The sequence below is a fragment of the Bacteroides sp. AF25-5LB genome (assembly GCF_003602965.1).
GTDB classification, from domain to species: Bacteria; Bacteroidota; Bacteroidia; order Bacteroidales; family Bacteroidaceae; genus Bacteroides; species Bacteroides uniformis.
Genome location: NZ_QTMC01000011.1, coordinates 135,908 through 155,633, shown reverse-complemented (window position 1 = coordinate 155,633; position 19,726 = coordinate 135,908). Strand labels below are relative to the sequence as shown.

At 53.3% G+C, this 19,726-nt stretch carries 15 protein-coding genes; 8 read left to right on the top strand and 7 right to left on the bottom strand.

All coding sequences use genetic code 11. The annotated features are described in order from the left end of the window. Nucleotides 1–744 (top strand): adenosylcobinamide-GDP ribazoletransferase, encoded by a 744-nt coding sequence (gene cobS, locus DWY57_RS13415; RefSeq protein ID WP_119961922.1) that lies wholly within the window; start codon nucleotides 1–3, stop codon nucleotides 742–744. A 16-nt stretch (nucleotides 745–760) separates the two neighbouring features. Beyond that, complete coding sequence (cobC, locus tag DWY57_RS13410; protein WP_117878124.1) at nucleotides 761–1,300, top strand: alpha-ribazole phosphatase; 540 nt, start codon at nucleotides 761–763, stop codon at nucleotides 1,298–1,300. Here cobC and DWY57_RS13405 read toward each other — a convergent pair. The 5 genes from DWY57_RS13405 to DWY57_RS13385 all read right to left on the bottom strand — a co-directional run bounded on the left by DWY57_RS13405 (nucleotide 1,281) and on the right by DWY57_RS13385 (nucleotide 8,744). Next, nucleotides 1,281–3,242: a HAMP domain-containing sensor histidine kinase gene (locus DWY57_RS13405; protein ID WP_119961921.1), complete on the bottom strand. Its 1,962-nt coding sequence runs from the start codon at nucleotides 3,240–3,242 to the stop codon at nucleotides 1,281–1,283. The genes cobC and DWY57_RS13405 overlap by 20 nt on opposite strands. Next, entirely contained in the window at nucleotides 3,239–5,119 is a 1,881-nt protein-coding gene (locus DWY57_RS13400) for an ATP-binding protein (protein ID WP_119961920.1), read from the bottom strand. The genes DWY57_RS13405 and DWY57_RS13400 overlap by 4 nt, the downstream gene beginning before the upstream one ends. A gap of 108 nt (nucleotides 5,120–5,227) precedes the next feature. Beyond that, nucleotides 5,228–6,196 carry an adenosylcobinamide-phosphate synthase CbiB gene (gene cbiB / locus DWY57_RS13395; RefSeq protein WP_119961919.1) on the bottom strand — a complete coding sequence of 323 codons (969 nt, stop codon included), beginning with the start codon at nucleotides 6,194–6,196 and terminating at the stop codon, nucleotides 5,228–5,230. 3 nt (nucleotides 6,197–6,199) lie between these two features. Continuing rightward, nucleotides 6,200–7,234 (bottom strand): threonine-phosphate decarboxylase, encoded by a 1,035-nt coding sequence (locus tag DWY57_RS13390; protein WP_119961918.1) that lies wholly within the window; start codon nucleotides 7,232–7,234, stop codon nucleotides 6,200–6,202. Continuing rightward, nucleotides 7,227–8,744 (bottom strand): cobyric acid synthase, encoded by a 1,518-nt coding sequence (locus DWY57_RS13385; protein ID WP_207805165.1) that lies wholly within the window; start codon nucleotides 8,742–8,744, stop codon nucleotides 7,227–7,229. Before DWY57_RS13385 ends, DWY57_RS13390 begins: the two co-directional genes overlap by 8 nt. Nucleotides 8,745–8,920: 176 nt before the next feature. Between DWY57_RS13385 and DWY57_RS13380 the strand changes: the two genes are divergently transcribed. The 4 genes from DWY57_RS13380 (at nucleotide 8,921) to pncB (ending at nucleotide 15,168) form a co-directional block, all read left to right on the top strand. Then, on the top strand, nucleotides 8,921–10,348 hold the full coding sequence (locus tag DWY57_RS13380; protein WP_098032423.1) for a TolC family protein: 1,428 nt from the start codon (nucleotides 8,921–8,923) through the stop codon (nucleotides 10,346–10,348). Between the two features lie 12 nt (nucleotides 10,349–10,360). Beyond that, nucleotides 10,361–11,356, top strand: coding sequence for an efflux RND transporter periplasmic adaptor subunit (locus tag DWY57_RS13375; protein WP_005829289.1), 996 nt, complete (start codon nucleotides 10,361–10,363; stop codon nucleotides 11,354–11,356). Then, nucleotides 11,353–13,743, top strand: coding sequence for an ABC transporter permease (locus DWY57_RS13370; protein ID WP_119961916.1), 2,391 nt, complete (start codon nucleotides 11,353–11,355; stop codon nucleotides 13,741–13,743). The genes DWY57_RS13375 and DWY57_RS13370 overlap by 4 nt, the downstream gene beginning before the upstream one ends. A gap of 240 nt (nucleotides 13,744–13,983) precedes the next feature. Continuing rightward, nucleotides 13,984–15,168, top strand: coding sequence for a nicotinate phosphoribosyltransferase (gene pncB / locus DWY57_RS13365; RefSeq protein ID WP_119961915.1), 1,185 nt, complete (start codon nucleotides 13,984–13,986; stop codon nucleotides 15,166–15,168). 31 nt (nucleotides 15,169–15,199) lie between these two features. On the opposite strand, the gene DWY57_RS13360 is transcribed toward pncB, so the two are convergent. Further along, the gene (locus DWY57_RS13360) at nucleotides 15,200–15,769 is read right to left on the bottom strand and encodes a cob(I)yrinic acid a,c-diamide adenosyltransferase (protein ID WP_022401002.1); all 570 of its coding nucleotides are present in this window, start codon (nucleotides 15,767–15,769) and stop codon (nucleotides 15,200–15,202) included. Between the two features lie 141 nt (nucleotides 15,770–15,910). Continuing rightward, nucleotides 15,911–17,299 carry a cobyrinate a,c-diamide synthase gene (locus DWY57_RS13355; protein ID WP_117599545.1) on the bottom strand — a complete coding sequence of 463 codons (1,389 nt, stop codon included), beginning with the start codon at nucleotides 17,297–17,299 and terminating at the stop codon, nucleotides 15,911–15,913. Between the two features lie 186 nt (nucleotides 17,300–17,485). Between DWY57_RS13355 and DWY57_RS13350 the strand changes: the two genes are divergently transcribed. Together DWY57_RS13350 and DWY57_RS13345 are read left to right on the top strand one after the other, a co-directional pair. After that, nucleotides 17,486–18,916: an RNase adapter RapZ gene (locus DWY57_RS13350; RefSeq protein ID WP_117964379.1), complete on the top strand. Its 1,431-nt coding sequence runs from the start codon at nucleotides 17,486–17,488 to the stop codon at nucleotides 18,914–18,916. 25 nt (nucleotides 18,917–18,941) lie between these two features. Next, nucleotides 18,942–19,682, top strand: coding sequence for a nucleotidyltransferase family protein (locus DWY57_RS13345; protein WP_009038540.1), 741 nt, complete (start codon nucleotides 18,942–18,944; stop codon nucleotides 19,680–19,682). Nucleotides 19,683–19,726: the final 44 nt, after the last annotated feature.

Here is a 19,726-nt window from a genome sequence, read left to right as displayed (position 1 = left end):
ATGAACAATGTCTTGGCTGCATTCATAATGCTCACCCGACTGCCCTTCTGGAAAATCAAGGAAGTACCGGCAGAGTGTTTCAAGCATGTGGTTCCCTATTGGCCGCTTGTAGGCTGGCTGACGGGAGGCGTGATGGCGGCAGTGCTGTGGCTTGCCGGACAGATTATGCCGGTGTCATTGGCATGGATTCTTGCCCTCATCGCACGCCTGCTTGTCACCGGATGCCTGCACGAAGACGGGCTGGCGGACTTCCTCGACGGCTTTGGCGGCGGCACCACCCGCGAACGGACTCTAGCCATCATGAAGGACTCCCACATCGGAAGCTACGGTGTCATCGGATTGATATGCTATTTCCTGCTGTTGCTCCAACTTCATCACCTGCCACTGGGACTTCTCTGCATCCTTGTGCTCTGCGGTGACTGCTGGTCCAAGTTCTGTGCCTCCCAGATTGTCAACTACCTGCCCTATGCCCGGAAAGAGGAAGACAGCAAAAGCAAGACCGTCTACAACCGCATGAGCCGGCACGAGTTACTGGCCGGATTTCTTTGCGGCCTGCTTCCTTTCGTTCTGCTGCTGCCTATAAAGCTGTGGATTGCCACCCTCTTCCCACTGCTCACCTTCTTCCTGCTCTACCGATTGATGAAGCGGCGCCTACAAGGATATACGGGTGACTGCTGCGGGGCCACTTTCCTGCTATGCGAACTGTCCTTCTACTTGGGAAGCCTTATTCTAATTATAAATTAACAACTGAAAATTAAAGATGGAAGTAATACTCATTCGACACACTTCGGTAGATGTTCCTCCGGGCGTATGCTACGGACAGACCGATGTTCCCCTGAAACCCACGTTTGAAGCGGAAGCCGCCGTGACAGCAGAAAACCTGAAGGCATACCTTCCGTTCGACCACGTCTACACCAGTCCCCTGACCCGCTGCGTGCGCCTCGCCACCTATTGCGGCTATCCCGATGCAGAACGGGACAAACGGATTATGGAAATCAACTTTGGCGACTGGGAGATGAAGCCGTTCGAGCAGAATGAAGACCCACGCCTGCAGGAATGGTATGCCGACTACATGAACGTGGCAGCTACCGGTGGAGAGTCCTTTGCCATGCAATACCGACGTGTCGGCCAGTTTCTGGACGAGTTGAGGAAGAAGCCCTATACACGCGTTGCCATCTTCGCACATGGCGGCGTATTAATCTGCGCGCAACTCTATGCCGGAATCCTCAAAGCCGAAGAAGCCTTCGACGCATTGACGCCCTACGGCGGCATCGTCCGCATCAATCTCGACAAGGAATAGTGAACGAAATAGTAGGGCCTTCCTCCGCTTCGGTTTGCACCTTGTAGATACCTCCAAAATAATGAATAAAATGGGCATTGATTTCATGGCGAATCAAGCTCGTTTTATTCTCAAAATGTACCTTTGCAAACGGGGCGTTGACCACGTCGAAATAGAGGGCCGACCTAGTGCGGTCCCGTCTGATGCGGATAATCGCCTCATAACGGGCAGTGTCATTCTCTGACGGAGTCAGCATGCTGACAAGCAATGTATCGAACCACCTTCGGTCTGTCCTCGCAAGCTGTTCCTTGAGGTCGGTCTGCAGGCTGACAGACACAGTGCTCTCCTCACGGCCGTTCACTTTATCCAGCACCTCACTGCACAACTGAATAATGTCACACTCCTCGTCCTCATACTGAATCTTGCCGGACTCCAAGCGGGACAACTCCAGAATGCTGTTGACATAATTCAGCAGACTTTCCGCATTGGTCTGAATCATCTGCCCGTATTCCCTCTTAGTCTCCTTATCCAGCTCCTCCTTTCCGGTCAGCAATTCGGCAAAGCCCACCACCACATTCAGCGGAGTACGTATATCATGGCTGATTTCCGATTTCAGACGTTCCTTCGCGATGTTGTCCGTCTCTGCCTGCAAAGCGGCTTCAGCCGTCTTCTTCTCTACGACAGCAATCTTTCCGGAGACATAGCGCGTATACAAGTAGAAAAGCAGCATCAGCAGCAGGCAGACGCCCAGGAATATAAATCCTATACGGTAATTCATGTCCTGAATCTTCTGCTTCTCCAACAACAGCTCGTCAATGTGGTAAATCTCCTTCACCTGCTTCAACTGGTTGGCCGAGAAGGCATTGTTCAGCGAATCCTGCTTGCGTATGAGGTAGCGCCGGGTCTCGATGGCCCCGTCAATGTCCCCCTTGTCATATTGCGTACTCGCCTTGTAGTTTATCAAAGTGGCAAAGGTGGAAACGTAGTTGTTCAGTACCGTAGGGGTCACCTCGTCTATCAATGCGATGCTTTTGTCATACTCATCGGTCTTGGCATAGTATTGAAGCTGTATCAACTGGACATTCAGCCAGAAGACGGGATCTACATGCGGTTCAAGCAGTTTCTTTACTTTCTCGATATGCTCGTGCGCCACTGTAAAGTTCTTCCGGTTCATGTAGTGCAGGATATACTTCACTTCGCAGTCAATCTCGAAATTGCTCCAGTTTTTCCTTGTCTCGGGTTCTTTGGAAATAACCGTCTGCAACGTCATGTCCATTTCATGCAAATAGGGCAGCTTCAGGCTGTCTTTACCGCCATTGCCGTATACCTGGGCAATACGCGACAGTATATCCACTTTCAGGCTGGTCTTTGTCTGGGGAGAGAAATTCCGGTAAGCCTCCAAGAAAGCGTCCAGTGCCTCATTCGGGCGGCTGGACACTCCGTAGGCACACCCCAGACTGTTATACGCCGCTATCATCCCGTTATTGCTATGGCGGAGTTTTGATTCCTCCAACGTCTCCTTAGCCACATACACCGCTTTCTCTATCTGTCTCTTGGAAGCCAGGGCGCGGCTGATGGCAGCCTTCTGCTCCAGATAATAATCGTAAGTGCCTACCTGGGAGACAAAATCCTTCAGCACATCCACCCAATACGACAGACTGTCCGGGTCGTGTTTCTTGTCATAACATGCCGCCAGATAGTAAGCGCCCATATTCTCATAGAAAGCGTTCTTCTGCCGCCGCGCCTCCTCGTACAGACGGGTGGAAAAAGTCATGTTATAGGGAGCATACTGGTGCTTGTAGGCCATGTCACGGAGATACGTCAGCCGGACAAGGGTGGCCGGCAGGGCATCGGCAACCTTCAGGATGCTGTCCTGATACCGGACAGCCCCCGTGTCTTCTGCCAGCAGCGGACAGATATATCCGCAAAACAAAACATGGATGAGAATCAGTATTCGTTTCATTGCGCCGTTCCTCCGTGTAATGCGGGATTATACTTCAAAGGATGCGTAAAACAGAAACGCGCGCCACGGGTATACCCACTGTCCACCCACAGCTTGCCGTTCATATATTTCACAATCAGTTGGCAGATGGAAAGACCCAGTCCGCTTCCCTGCACAAAATCATTCAGCTTTTCAAAGCGTTCAAAAATCAAGTGCTGCTTCTCCGGTGGAATGCCGCATCCGGTATCCGTCACGGAGAAAAGTGCCGTACCGGCATCAGCCATCTTCAGTTCCAGCACGATGGAGCCTTGTTCCGTAAACTTGGCGGCATTCACCAGCAGGTTTATCAAGACTTGGCGGAGGCGCGCATCGTCCGTATCCAGCATCAGGACGGACAAATCCGTGTCAAAACGCATTTCAACCTCCAGCTTGCGCGAGGCCATCACGGTCTCCACGACCTCATTACACAACTTCACGGCATCATGCGTGCGGATGTTGAAGGTTATATTGTCATTCTCGAAATCCGAGAAATCCAGAATGTCATTGATAAGTTTCAGCAACTGAAAGGAATTCACCTTGATAATTTCGGAGAATTCCCGGCGCGATTCGTCATCGAATGACTCGTCCTCATCCGTCAGTACCGCCGAGAATCCGACAATGGCATTCAGCGGCGTACGTACCTCATGGCTCATGTTCGAAAGAAACATATTCTTCCGTTGTATGGCTTGCACCGCTTTCTCCTTCATCGCCTCCTGCCGCATCTGGGAACGCTTCAAACGGAATATCTTCTTCCAGCCCAACACCAGGAGGAATATCAGAAACAGTACGGACACAATGATGCCTGCCAGATAGAAACGCATGGATACAATGCGGTCGCGTTCGTTCTGGTAGGCCAGTTGGTCGGCCTGGAAACGGGTACAGAGCCGGTCTATCTCCTTGGGATAGTTCTTCTCGAACGAAGTCTTGATATACGAAAAGACCTTGCCGTACTGTCCGTAGGCTTCTTCCTTGTTCCCCATCTTCACCAGTAAATCCGCCTTTTCGAGCAGAGCTTCCTTGTAGATGTTATGGTTTATCCGGGCATATTCGGTTTGAAGGAAATCATTGTAGGCGGTCAAGGCTGCCTCATGCTCTCCGGTGGCCACCAGATAACGGGCATCTATAATCAGAAGGTATTGCCGTATCTCCGGAATCAGTTGCGCTTCAAGCTGGCCTATCTGTACCAGATGATGGCTGGCGGCCTTCAAGTCACCCTTGAATAATTGGCAGGAAGCATTGGAGATGTGACGCATGGCCAGCTCCAGCGGAGAAAGCCGGTCTTCCGGATAGAGGTTCAGACGTGCAAGATAACGCGAGGCACCGTTTACATTCCGTATGCGCAGGTTATAATCTATCAGTTCCACCAGTAGCATGCGGATATGCACATCCTCCCCGTCCATCCCATCCAGCAGTCTCAAAGACTCTTCGTAAGCGGCACCGGCTTCCCGAAGCCTGCCGGTATAGCTGTACACCTCTCCCATGGCATTCAGCGCCAGGGCATTGCCGAAGGGGTAGGCAAGCGCGCGGGCTTTGGAGTACATCTGGTCGCTCTGGGCAATGGCCATACGGATTTCTCCACGGAAAAGGGAGGATTTTATAAGTATCCTTTCCAGTTCGAAATAGGTGTAATAGCGCTGGGATTCATCCAATTGGGACAAAAGGCCGTCGGCATTCAGCGAGTCACACTCCTCCCGGGTCAGATAGTCGAAACCGAGGCTGTTGTGAAAAGTGGAGATGACCTCATGGACTATACTTTCCTTTTCTTTAGTCCAAGAATCCGCTTTATCTGTTGCCGATGCAATTATTGTGCTCCCGAACCAAATAAAGAAAAGGAATATATATAGTTGCTTTATCCTCATTTATAAGACTTTGTCTGCTTTAAAAGTTACATTTTTAATGCAACGCGGTCTTGCAAAGATATTATATCTTTTTGGAACGGACAAAGAATCAGTTAAAATAACAACATTTTAAAAACAAAAGGAAGCCAAGGTCGATGTCACTATTACGGCAACCACCATCCACCACTCCACACGCCGGTTGATGCGGACAGCCACACGCATATCTTCCGTCTTCAGAGGCCGTTCATTAGAACCGATATAAGGTTTCCATACCTCCTCGCCGAAATAGTTGTGCGGACCTCCGAAACGGCAGTCCAGAATACCGGCAAGGGCGGCTTCCGGATAACCGGAATTGGGACTGGCATGCTGGCTGCCATATCTGCCCACAAAAGCAAACAAGGAAAGGCGACCGGAAACCAGTACCATCAGAAAGGCTGTCAGACGGGCGGGAATATAATTGGCAACATCATCCAAACGGGCAGCAAAACAGCCGAACCGACGATAGCGTTCATTCTTGTAGCCGACCATGGAATCCAGCGTGTTCACCATCTTATAGGCAAGCATGCCCGGAACTCCCAACAGCAGATACCAGAACAAGGGAGCAACCACCCCATCGCTCAGATTCTCCGCCAATGTCTCCAATGCAGCGGTTCGTACTTCCTGCGCCGAGAGCGCAGACGTATCACGCCCTACGATACGTGCCACTTGCATCCTCCCTTCCTCCAAGGAACGGTCCACCGCCTTGAACACCATACGCACCTCGCGAACCAGCGTAGTGCCCGCCAAGCAATAGAATATCAGCAATATTTGCACCGTCAGAAGCATGCCCGGAGAAAAGAGTGCCGCCAAGCGGAGCAACAAAAGCGTAATGACATATACCCCCAAGACAAGAGACACCGCCACAAACGCACCTTTCAGGAAACGCGAATCGCCCCGGTTCAACCGGTACTCACAGAAAGAAATGGCTTTGCCGAAAGCCACCACCGGATGGGGTAGCCACGCCGGGTCGCCCAGCCAGTGGTCGAGCAGCCAGGCTGTGAGAAGCGGCAGGTTCAAGTTGAAGGCGACACCCAAAAGTATAAGTACATCTTCTTCCATCGGTTATTCCTCCTCAAGCCATTGTCCTATTGCTTTTACAAGCCTGTCATTCTCCTCCCGGCTCTGGGCGGCTATGCGGAAGAAGTGCTCATTCAGCCCGTCAAAGTTGGAGGCGTCCCGAATCAGGATGCCATGCTCCCCTGCCAGATAGTCTTTCAAAGCGGAAGCCTTGCCCATACGGAGGCACAACAGCATGAAATGGGTTTCGGTGGCCCATACCTCCAGTCCTCCCAATGCCTCGAGCGCACTGCGCAGGCGGGCAGCCTCTTGCAAGTAAGACGCCACATCCAGCGAATTGGGAACATCATGTTCCAACAGATGGAGTCCCGCCTCAATGGCAAGCTGATTGACCGACCAGGGCATACGGTTGGTACGCAAGCGGTGCAGCAGGTGGGGGGCGCCGGTGACATATCCCAGTCGCAGACCGGGAACGGCATAACGCTTGGTCATGGAGTGCAGCAGCAAGACGTTGGGAAACTCTGCCGCCTCGGCAGCAGAGAAAAGCGGACGCAAGGTGAAAAACTCATAGGACTGGTCGATGACGAAACATACCTGCGGATTATGACTGATAAGTGTTGCCAGATATTCCTTCTCCACGACCGTTCCGGTAGGGTTATTGGGATTGCACAGCCACAGCATGCGCACCTCTTCCGGCAAGCGATACCCCTCGCTCTCCGCAGGAAGCCGATAGAGGGAAGTGACCCGATGGCCGTGCATGCGGCAGGCATCGGCATATTCACTGAAAGTGGGCTGCACAATGGCGGTGTTTGTCCCGCGGAAAGTCTGCGCGGTGAGATAAATGGCTTCGGTAGCTCCGTTCGTCACGCACACTGCCTCGGCAGGAAGACGGTGGCGGCGGGCAAGGCAGGCCTCAAGCGTGTAAGGCTCCGGTTCGGGATAGTTGCCGATGCCGTCAATCCGGGCACACAGATGCGCCTTCAAGGCAGAGAGGTCTACCCTGCTGTAAACGTTCGAGCTGAAGTTTGCCGTAATGGGACGGCTGTATTTATAGGAATCGTCTCCGTGTCCTTCAATCATGGTTCTTTGTCAATATTTGGTAGATAAGCGGCAGGTTGACGTGGCGGCGCACGTGCTCGGCAAGCCTATCGTATTGTTCTTCTTTGAATGTATGGTAATCGAAAGCGCCGGCATTCCCGGACAGTTTGTCTGCAAAAGGCGCAAGCAGGAAATCTATGAATTCCGGATTGTCGAGAATGCCATGAATATAAGTCCCCATGCAGGTGGAGTCCACGTAGTAACCATCGGTAGAGCTGTTCTCCAGAAGATTCAAGGGAGAATCGGGAGTACCTTCCACAGGGGTGGTCACTCCCATATGGATTTCATAGCCCTGCATGAATGGAGAATGGAGAGTGGAAGATGGAGAATGGGGATTGCACAGACCGAACTTCACCTGGCGGGTCACCTTCTCTCCCGACATGCGGGTACTGATGGGCAACAGCCCCAGTCCGGGCAGGCGTTCGATGTCCCCCTCCACATGCTCAGGGTCGAGCACCTCCTGCCCCATCATCTGATAGCCGCCGCAGATACCCATCACGGTGGCACCTTCACGATGGGCACGGATGATGGCAGCCGCCACACCGTTACGGCGCAATTCGTAAAGATCATCAAGCGTGCTCTTGGAACCGGGCAGCAGGATGACGTCGGCCTTTGCCAACTCATCCACATTGTTGGTATAGAAGAGATGTACGCGCGGGTCACGTTCCAGGACATTAAAATCGGTGAAGTTACTGAGGTGGCGCAGCAGAATGACGGCGATGTTCACCTTTCCCTTCTCGGCACGGACAGACTTTGCGGCAAGCGCCACGGAGTCTTCTTCTTCAATGTAGATATCACGGTAGTAAGGTACTACCCCGACAACGGGAATGCCGCAAAGCTCCTCCAGCATCGTAATGCCCGACTCGAAGAGACGTATATCCCCCCGGAACTTGTTGATAAGAATTCCTTTAATTCGCTCCCGCTCATGGGGACGAAGCAACATCAGCGAACCGTAGACGCTGGCAAACACACCGCCACGGTCAATGTCGCCCACAAGAATTACATCGGCTCCGGCATGCAGGGCCATCGGCAGATTGACAAGGTCGGTATCCCGCAGATTGATTTCGGAGATGCTTCCCGCGCCTTCCAGCACGACGGGATTATAGCGGGCGGCAAGGCGGTCGTAGGCAGCACAAACCTCCCGGCGCAGCTCGTCGCGTCCTTCCTTGCGGAAATACTCATAAGCATTGCGGTTGCCGATAGGACGCCCGTTAAGGACAACCTGCGAGGTATGGTCCGACTGTGGTTTCAGCAGTAGCGGATTCATGTCCGTGTGGCAAGGCACTCCGGCGGCTTCTGCTTGCACAGCCTGGGCACGGCCTATCTCCAGCCCTTCGGGAGTGGCAAATGAATTGAGCGCCATATTCTGTGCCTTGAACGGTGCGGGCTGATAGCCGTCCTGCTTGAAGATGCGGCAGAAGGCGGCAGCAATGATGCTCTTTCCCACATCACTGCCCGTCCCGGCAAACATAATCGGATGAAGTTTCTCCATAAATTCCATTTTAGCGAATGCAAAGATAGTGCAAATCCGAATATCTCTCCCATTCATAAGCCATATCTTCGGAAACTATTCCTATATTTGTAACGTTCTATTCAAAAAGATGACTACTGAACAATTCCCACCTCCTCTTGTTTAGAGAAACAAGAACCCCTAAACCGAACGAACTTATGAATAATCTATCATGCCGGAGATTTTTTCCGGTTGCTGCCTGCGTGCTGCTTGCCATCGGTGAAGTGGCTGCACAAACCTCCCTTCCCCTTAGCTTCGGTGATGCCCTAAGGCAGATGCAAAACGGCAACCGCAGCCTGAAAATAGCTGACAAGGGAATTGAAGCCGCCCGTGCGGAACGTGACAAACTGAATGCCCTCTGGTACCCCTTCCTGCAAGGTGCCGGTACGTTCGTGCATCTTTCCGAAAAGATAGAGGTAAAACAGCCCCTTTCCCAGTTCACCGACCCGGCAAAGGACTTTGTGCACAACATCGTGCCGGACGACCAATTCATCAGCAGCATACTCGACCAGATAGGCTCCCATACCCTTGCCTTTCCACTGGCTCCACGCAACCTGACTTCCGTCGGCCTGACCGCTGAATGGGTCGTATTCTCCGGCGGCAAGCGCATCCGGGCCTCGAAGATAGGCAACACCATGATAGACATCGCCCGCGAAAACCGGGGACAGACCGATGCCACGCAACGCACCCTGCTGGCAGAAAGCTACTTCGGGCTGAAACTTGCGCAAGAGGTAGTACGCGTGCGGCAGGAGACTTACAACAGCCTGCAACGCCATTACCAGAATGCCCTTAAACTGGAAGCTGCCGGCATGATAGACAAGGCAGGCCGGCTCTTTGCCCAAGTGAATATGGATGAAGCTGCCCGTTCACTGGAGGCTGCCCGGAAGGAGGCCTCCGTCGTGCAAAGTGCCCTGCGCACCCTGCTCAACCTGCAAGACACATGCAGCATCCATCCTACTTCGGAGCTTTTCATCAACGACCAACTGCCCGCCAAAGAGGAGTTCCTGCAAGCCATGCGGGTGGAGAACTACACCGTGAACCAACTGCAACTGCAGTCACAGATTGCCCGCCAGCAGCTCCGCATCGACCAGAGCGGCTACCTGCCGGACATCGCCGTATTCGGCAAGCAGACCCTCTATGCCCACGGCATACAGAGCAACCTCGTCCCCCGCACCATCGTAGGCGTGGGCTTCACCTGGAACCTGTTCGACGGACTGGCGCGTGAGAAGCGCATCCGCCAGTCGAAGATAGCCCAGCAGACCCTTGCCCTGGGACAAGAAAAAGCCAAAGAAGACCTGAGCGTAGGCATCGACAAGCTCTACACCCAACTGCAAAAGGCACAAGACAACGTACGCGCCTTGAATACCACCATCGAGCTGAGCGAAGAGCTGGTGCGAATCCGCAAGAAATCCTTTGCCGAAGGCATGGCAACCAGTACCGAGGTCGTAGATGCGGAAACGATGCTGGCAACCGTCCGCGTGGCGCGTCTGGCAGCCTATTACGAATATGATGTGGCACTGATGAACCTGCTGGCTATCTGCGGAACGCCGGAACGGTTCGAGAAATATTTCGAGACAACTTATTAAAACCTACCCTTTATGAAAATCAATAATAAAAGCATCAGCATTGCATTCGTCATTATCCTGGCCGCAACGGTCATCATTTCGCTTGCCGGCATATTACTCATGAGCCGGCAGCCCCTGGTCCTGCAAGGACAAGTGGAAGCAACGGAAATACGTATCAGCGGGAAGCTGCCCGGACGTGTGGACTCCTTCCTCGTACAAGAGGGCGACTGGGTGAAGGCAGGCGATACGCTTGTCGTCATCAACAGCCCCACCATCGAAGCCAAATACCGCCAGGTGAATGCCCTGGAGCAGGTGGCCCAGGAGCAGAACAAGAAGATAGACGCCGGTACCCGCCGCCAGATTGTAGCCACCGCCCGGCAACTCTGGAACAAGACGCAGAGCGACCTTGCCCTCGCCAAGACTACTTACCAGCGCATTGTAACGCTTTATAAGGACAGTGTCGTCACCTCCCAGCGGCGTGACGAGGTGGAAGCCATGTACAAAGCCGCCCAAGCCGCCGAACGTGCCGCCTACGAGCAATATCAGATGGCCGTGGACGGAGCGCAGAGCGAGGACCGCGCCTCGGCCCGTAGCTTGGTGGAAGCGGCGCAAAGCACTGTCGATGAAGTCTCCTCCCTCCTCGTCGACTCCCGTCTCACCGCTCCCGAAGACGGCCAGATAGCCACCATCTTCCCCAAACGCGGAGAACTGGTGGCTCCCGGCACTCCCATCATGAGCCTCGTCGTGATGGACGATGCACACGTGGTACTGAATATACGCGAGGACCTGATGCCGCAGTTCAAGATGGGAGGTACTTTCCGTGCCGATGTCCCCGCCATCGACGGCAAGGACATTGAATTCCGCATCTATTACATCAGTCCGCTGGGCAGCTTCGCCACCTGGAAATCCACCAAACAGACGGGCAGCTATGACATGCAGACGTTCGAGATACACGCACGTCCCACACAGCAGGTAGAGGGATTGAGACCGGGGATGTCCGTACTCTTAAAAATGAAGAATGAAAAATGAAAGATAAAGAATTTGGCTGCGCAATGAAAGCGCTTCGCATGGTTATCCGTCGCGAATGGCACCGCATGACCTCCCGCCGTCTATACCTCGGCGTCTGCGTCGTGCTGCCTTTGTTCTGTCTGTTCTTCATGGCCACCATCTTCGGAAACGGACAGATGGAGAACATTCCCGTAGGTATCGTCGACCTGGACAACACTGCCACTTCGCGCAATATCTCCCGGCGCATCTCTGCCGCCCCCACCTTCCGTGTGACGGAGCACTTCACCGACGAAGCCGACGCCCGCCGGGCATTGCAACAGAAGGACATATACGGCTACCTCGTCATCCCGCCCCGCTTCGAACAGAAGGCGGTGACGGGAACTGGCGCAACGCTCACCTATTATTACCACTATGCCCTTCTTTCGGTAGGCAGCGAGCTGATGGCGGCGTTCGAGAATACGCTTGCCCCCGTGGCGCTCTCGCCCATCGTGATGCAGGCCGAAGCTCTGGGAGTCAGCGGAGAACAGATACAGACCTTTCTGCTCCCCGTAGAAGCCAGTACCCATCCCCTCTACAATCCGGACATGGACTACTCCATCTACCTGAGCCAGCCTTTCTTTTTCGTACTGTTCCAGATACTCATCCTGCTCACCACCGTCTACTCCATAGGCAGCGAACTGAAATTCGGCAGCGTCGGCGAATGGCTGGAGACGGCACGAGGCAATATCCTCACTGCCGTAGCAGGGAAACTGCTGCCCTATACCCTCATCTTCTCGTCCATCGGTATCCTGGCAAACTATGTACTGTTCGGCCCGCTACATATCCCCTTCGCTGGCAGTCTGTGGCTGATGAATGCAATGACCGTGCTCTTCATCATCGCTACCCAGGCATTGGCGGTCTTTATCTATTCTGTCTTTCCCAAGATTGCCTATATCATCAGTGTAGTATCCATGGTGGGGTCGTTGGGGGCTACGCTGTCCGGAGTCACGTTTCCCGTTACAGCCATGTATGCGCCCGTGCATGCGGCCTCCTACCTCTTCCCCGTGCGGCACTTCACGGAGGCGGCACAAGCCATGATTTACTTCGATGCAGGGTTTGCCTACTTCTGGCAGTCGGTAGCTACACTCTTCATCTTCTTGCTGGCAGCACTACTGATACTGCCGTTGCTGAAATGGTGGATAAAAAAGGAAACGAGGGAAGAAGCAATCCCCACCTCCCCATCACCTTGCACACCTACCGCATTGTCAACAGCTTCCGTCATCCGCCACGAATGGCATGCCATCGCCACCAATCCCGCCATCCTGCTCGTGCTGGCAGGCGGTATCTTCCTCTACGGACTGCTCTACAACTACATGTACGCCCCCAACTTGGTGCGCAAGGCTCCCGTCGCAGTGGTAGACCTCTCCCACTCCGCCCTCAGCCGCGAATACATCCGACTGCTCGACGCCACTCCCCAGACCGCCGTCTACGGCCAGACACCCAACATCCTCGAAGCCCGCCAATGGATGAAGCAGGGCGACGTGGCAGGCATCCTTTACCTGCCTGCCGACTTCGAGGCACGTGTGGCACGGGGCGAGACTTCGGTCTTCGTGCTCTATGCCGCCACGGACGCTTTCCTCAACTTCAAAGGACTGCAAGAATCCAGTGCGCGCGTCATGCTTGCCGTGAACGATGCCCACCGCATGGAGGGCACCGTATTCCTACCTCCGCAAGGACTGCTGGCAGTGGCTTCGTCCGCTCCCGTCAGCGTGTCCGGCACGGCGCTCTACAACTATACAGAGGGCTACGGTTCCTATCTGATTCCCGCCGTCCTAATTGTCATCATCTTCCAGACGATGCTGATGGTGATTGCCATGCTGACGGGCGAGGAAGCGGAAGCCCGAAGAAAAGGAATACGGCTGATGCGTGCCGACTCATTGAAGGATACATTACGGATTGTCGGAGGCAGGACCTTCGTATACTTCATGCTCTACGTGGTGTTTTCCCTATTCCTGCTGGGACTGTTGCCGCACCTGTTCAGCATCCCACACATCGGCAGCGGAGGAGACATCGTCACAATGATGATACCCTTCCTGCTGGGCACGAGTTTCCTTGCCCTGGCCGTCTCCCGCTGGTTTACAGACTCCGAAGCGCCGTTGCTGATGATAGCCTTCTTCTCTGTGGGCTATATCTTCCTTTCGGGCGTGTCCTATCCGCTGGAGCTGATGCCGTGGTATTGGCAGACAGCCCACTATCTGTTTCCGGCAGGTCCTGCCGTACTTGCTTTTGTAAAACTGAATTCAATGGGTGGAACGCTGGCCGACGTATGGCCGCAGATGCTGACGATGTGGATACAAGTATTGGTCTATGGAACTTTGGCGCTCTGCACTACACGCCACCTCTACGGAAAAGGAAAAGTGAAGGCATAAAAAAAGGCTATCTATCCCAGACAGCCAATCTTTTGTTAACCTTAAATCTAATACTATGAAAAACACATTGCAAATGTACGGACTTCCCCGAAATATCCAAAATTTCTGTCCATGACGGTCTCATTTATAACATGGTTTAATAGGAATATGCCGTTGTTAACAGATAGAGGCTGATCAAATAAGAAATTTTCACTATCTTCATCCCCAAAATCGAACATCATAACTAAAGAATATTTTGCCATGATTCATACCATACTCGATACAGACCTTTACAAATTCACCACCTCGTATGCCTACATCAAATTGTTTCCCTATGCCATGGGCACTTTCAGCTTCAAGGACAGAGACGACACCGCCTATACAGACACATTTCTGAAGGAGTTGCAAGAGGCGGTGGACAGCCTGGCACAGACCATACTGACTACCGAAGAACTGGAATACATGACCCGCCACTGCCGTTTCCTGCCGAGGGTCTATTGGGAGTGGCTCTCCTCCTTCCGCTTCCAGCCGGAGAAGGTAAGCATCCATCTGGACGAGGACCGGCACCTGAACATTGAAATCACGGACTATCTGTACAAGGCCACCCTTTACGAAGTCCCCCTGCTTTCTATCGTATCCGAAATAAAGAACCGTTCTTTGGGAAACGTGGCCGACATGGACGGCATACTCTGCAAACTGTCCGAAAAGGTGGCACTCTCCAACCGACACCAGCTGTATTTTTCAGAGTTCGGCACCCGGAGACGCTTCTCGTTCGAGGTACAGGACAAAGTCATAGACCGTCTGAAGGAAGCCGCCGAATACTGTACCGGGACTTCCAACTGCCACTTCGCCATGAAATACGGCATGAAGCCTATGGGGACGCATCCGCATGAATGGTTCATGTTCCACGGCGCACAGTTCGGCTACAAACACGCCAACTACATGGCCTTGGAAAACTGGGTGAACGTGTACGACGGTGACTTGGGCATCGCACTGTCCGATACCTATACCTCCGGCATTTTCTTAAGTAACCTGAGCCGCAAGCAGGCCAAACTATTCGACGGTGTACGCTGCGACTCCGGCGATGAATTCGATTTCACCGACAAGCTCGTTGCCCGCTACCGCGAACTGGGCATCGACCCTACCACTAAAACCATCGTCTTCAGCAATGCGCTCGATTTTGGCAAGGCACTCGACATCCAGGAGCATTGCAGGGGCAAAATCCGCTGCTCCTTCGGCATCGGCACCAATCTGACGAATGATACCGGATTCAAGCCCTCCAACATCGTAATGAAACTGACGCAATGCAAGATGAACGTCAACCAGGAATGGCGCGAATGCGTGAAACTGTCCGACGATGCAGGAAAGCATATCGGCAGCGAAGCGGAAGTACGGGCATGTCTGTATGATTTAAGGCTCGGACAGCAAATAGAACCCCTATGCTGAAAACAGCTTCCCGGCGGTTAGCGATAAGTGCTTACTGTCTTTTCCTTTTGTAGGCAAACTCTTGCCATTTCTCCTCCGGCCAGTCCTGCCGCTGCATCTCCATGCGGGCCATGACGAAGAACAAGTCCGAAAGGCGGTTGATGAAGCGCAGAATATCCTCGTTCACAGGGTCTTGGCGATGGAGTGTCCACAAACGGCGTTCGGCACGGCGGGCCACGGTACGGGCAAACTGCAGTTGGGCTGATATGGGAGTGCCACCAGGCAAAAGGAAGTAGCCGTTGTCCGTCAGCAGGACGGTCATGGCATCCATCTCCTGCTCACAGCGCAGCGTGAGCTCTGCGGCAGAAAGCGGATTAGGGTTCACCACTCCCGAGGGAGTGGCCACATGGCTCATCACCACCATCAGTTCCCGCTGGACAGCATGCAGCAACTCCTGCCATCCATCTTCTGCCGCCAGCATGGAGCGCACGATACCAATCACGGCATTCAATTCATCAAGGCATCCGTTTGCCTCGATACGGATGTCATCTTTCGGCACACGCGCGCCACCATGAATACCCGTTGTTCCTTTGTCTCCAGTTTTGGTATAGACTCTTTTCATACTCTATTTGATAAATCAGTAGGGTCTTCCAAAGAAGACAAGCGATAAGTATTCAGTTTCATAATATATTTAAATGAAAACAAAGATACTCCACTATTTCAAGAACACAAACGAAATTACATAAAATATCAATGCGCTATTTTAGAGTTCACCGAACAAAGCCATCACATCCACCTCGCCCCAATACAGATGCATATAACTGGCTATCAGGTTCTTATAGCGAAAGACGGGAGTGGTTACCTTCCCTCCTTTGGCATTGTAGACCTGCGCTATCGAGGGAGGAAGACTGCACGCACCACCTTCTTTTCCATCAGTTTCGGGCACAGCAAACTGCGTATAATGGAATTCGTGTCCTTTAAGCCGCCATCCGTTATAGTCGAACTGGCGGTATCCCAATGTCAGTTTCCTGCGTCTACGCTCGTTCGTAATGCTGAAAGGCAATACTCCTACCATCTCATTTCCAATATTGCCTACACAGCTCCCGGCACTTCCCCCGTCCGTATCCCCATCAGAAAGAACGGACTGCGAAAGATATATCATCCCCCCGCATTCCGCCAGCGTCCTGCCACCGGCCTCTATATAGCTGCGGATAGACTCCCTGGCAAGCCTTGCCCCGGCAAGTTCCTCCAGACGGTTCTCGGGATAGCCGCCGGGCAGATAGAGCAAATCCGTCTCTTGCGGAACAGCCCGGTCCTGCTCCGGATTGAAGAAAGTGACCGTGCCCATACGGCGCAGAATATCCAGATGCTCCGCATAGAGGAAGGAAAAGGACTCTTCGTTGCGCGCTACCGAGATATGCAGCTTCCCCGGCTCCGATAGTACCGGCTTCTCCTCCACTGCCGCCGTAGGCAATGGACGCCCGGTTGTCGAGAGCAGTAGTTCCCAGTCCACATGTTCCTCCAGCAAGCCTGCCAGCATGTCCAGCCCCTCCGTCTCCTTAGAACGGCTGAAATCCAGCCCCAGATGGCGCGACTCCTGCTCCAGTTCCTTCTGCTTGGGCAGATAGCCCAGACAAGTCACGTTCAAGTCTTCACAGACCTCCTGTAACATCCGATAGTGACGGAGCGAGCCGACACGATTGAAGATAACTCCCGCAATACGTATATCCGGACGAAAATTGATGAACCCCGACAACAAAGGAGCCATGGAATAGGCAGCCGACTTGGCATCAACCACCAGCACCACAGGAATACCCAAGAGCCGAGCCACTTCTGCCGACGAGCCCCGGTCGCGGTCGTACCCGTCGTACATCCCCATCATCCCCTCGACCACGGCAACATCCGCATCCGCCGAATAGCGTGCATACAGACTGCTTACGTGCTCCTGAGATGCCATGAAAGTATCCAGATTGATGGAAGGACGGCCGCATACCACCTCGTGATACTTGGTATCTATATAATCGGGGCCGCATTTGAAAGGCTGCACCTTCAGACCTTTCTTCACAAACAATGCCATCAGTCCACGACTGACGGTGGTCTTTCCACTGCCCGATGTAGGGGCGGCTATGAGAAACTGAGGGATGGAACGCATAATTAATGTGTTAATGATTTAATGTGCCAATGTGCTAATCGGCTGCGCTATACTTGCGCTACTTCCCCATGCCGCAGGTCATTGACATATTGACATATTGGCACATTGGCACATTTTCAACGTGCAAAGATAAGCATATCTCCAACAAAAGTTTTATCTTAGCTGCGAAAATAAAAACATACCACCATGATAACCGAAGAACTTAAGAAACTCTACATCGCACATACCGGACACGAACCGGAACAGATTGACGAACTCCCCTCCTCCGGCTCCAACCGCCGTTACTTCCGCCTCATCGGAAGTCCTACACTTATCGGCGTCAGCGGAGAGTCTGTGGAGGAGAACCGCGCCTTCCTCTACATGGCAGAACATTTCCGCCAGAAAGGACTGCCCGTACCGCAAGTGTTCATCCGCTCCGAAGATGATATCTATTATCTGCAAGAAGACCTGGGCGACTCGCTCCTATTCAATGCCATCGAGAAAGGCCGCAAGACCAGCGTATTCGGCGAGGATGAGAAGCAGTTACTGCGCAAGACCATCCGTCTGCTGCCCGCCGTGCAGTTTGCCGGAGCCGACGGCATGGACTTCTCCTACTGCTACCCGCAGGCAGAGTTCAACAGCCGCAGCATTCTGTGGGACTTGAACTACTTTAAATACTGCTTCCTCAAGGCTACGGGAATGGACTTCCAGGAAGACCGGCTGGAGGATGACTTCCAGAAGATGGCAGACGTGTTGCTCCGTAGCAGCTCCGCCACCTTCATGTACCGCGACTTCCAGAGCCGTAACGTCATGATAAAGGACAACGAGCCGTGGCTCATCGACTTCCAGGGCGGACGCAAAGGTCCGGTTTACTACGACGTTGCCTCCTTCTTGTGGCAAGCCAAAGCAAACTATCCCGACAGCCTGCGCAAAGAGTTGCTGAAGGAATACATCGACGCCCTGCGCAAGTACCAGCCCGTGGACGAGGCTTATTTCTATGCCCAGCTTCGCCACTTCGTATTGTTCCGCACCATGCAGGTGCTGGGTGCCTATGGTTTCCGCGGTTACTTCGAGAAGAAGCCCCACTTCATACAAAGTGTCCCCTTCGCCATCGAGAACCTGCGCCAGCTGCTCCAAGAGCCTTATCCCGAATATCCCTACCTCTGCCGGATTCTGCGCGAACTTACCGAGCTGAAACAGTTTACAGACGACCTGCAAAAGCGCCGCCTCGTGGTGAAAGTCACCAGCTTTGCCTACAAAAAAGGTATCCCCGAAGATTCCACGGGCAACGGAGGAGGTTTCGTCTTTGACTGCCGCGCTGTGAACAACCCCGGCAAGTACGAGCGTTACAAACCCTTCACGGGACTGGACGAACCCGTTATCCGCTTCCTGGAAGACGACGGCGAGATAGCCGTATTCCTGGAGCATGCCTACGCCCTTGTCGACGCTTCCGTGAAGCGCTACATGGAACGCGGCTTCACCAATCTGTCTGTCTGCTTCGGCTGCACCGGCGGACAGCACCGCTCCGTGTACTCGGCACAACACCTGGCGGAACATCTGCACAAGAAGTTCGGCGTGCAAGTGAACCTGATACATAGAGAACAGAATATTGAACAGACGTTTAAGGCCAAAGTTTAATGTGCTAATGTGAGAATATGCCAATATGAAAGCCATGATTTTCGCCGCCGGCCTGGGCACCCGGTTGCGCCCCTTGACGGACAACATGCCCAAGGCCCTCGTTCCCGTAGCAGGAAAGCCCATGCTGGAACGGGTGATACTGCGGTTGAAGGAAGCAGGATTCAACGAGATAACGGTCAATATCCACCACTTCGGGGAGCAGATTATCGACTTCCTCCGTGCCCACGACAACTTCGGCACGGAGATTCACATCAGCGACGAACGCGGCATGCTGCTCGACACCGGAGGAGGCATCAAAAAGGCACGCCCCTTTCTGGACGGACAAGAACCTTTCCTGGTGCACAACGCGGATATTCTGACGGACATTGACCTTGCAGGCCTCTACCGCCACCATCTGGAGAGCGATGCGGAGTCTACCCTGCTTGTGAGCGAGCGCAAGACTTCCCGCTATCTCCTTTTTGACGACGACTACCACCTGCACGGCTGGATAAACAAGTCCACCGGAGAGGTGAAACCGGCAGGCTTCGACTACCGGGAAACGAAGTACCGGGAACTCGCCTTCGGAGGTATCCACATCATCTCCCCCTCCCTCTTCCACCTGATGGACGATGGGCAGTGGAACGGCAAGTTCTCCATCATTCCTTTCTACTTGTCCGCCTGCACAAAGGTGCACATACAAGGCTATCCGCTGCAAGGATTCCGCTGGTTCGACATCGGCAAACCGGAGACACTGGCACAAGCGGAGGAATACTACAAACAAAAATAACAAGTAATGTAAAGCAGCCTAACATTACTTGTTAGCTCTCTTTA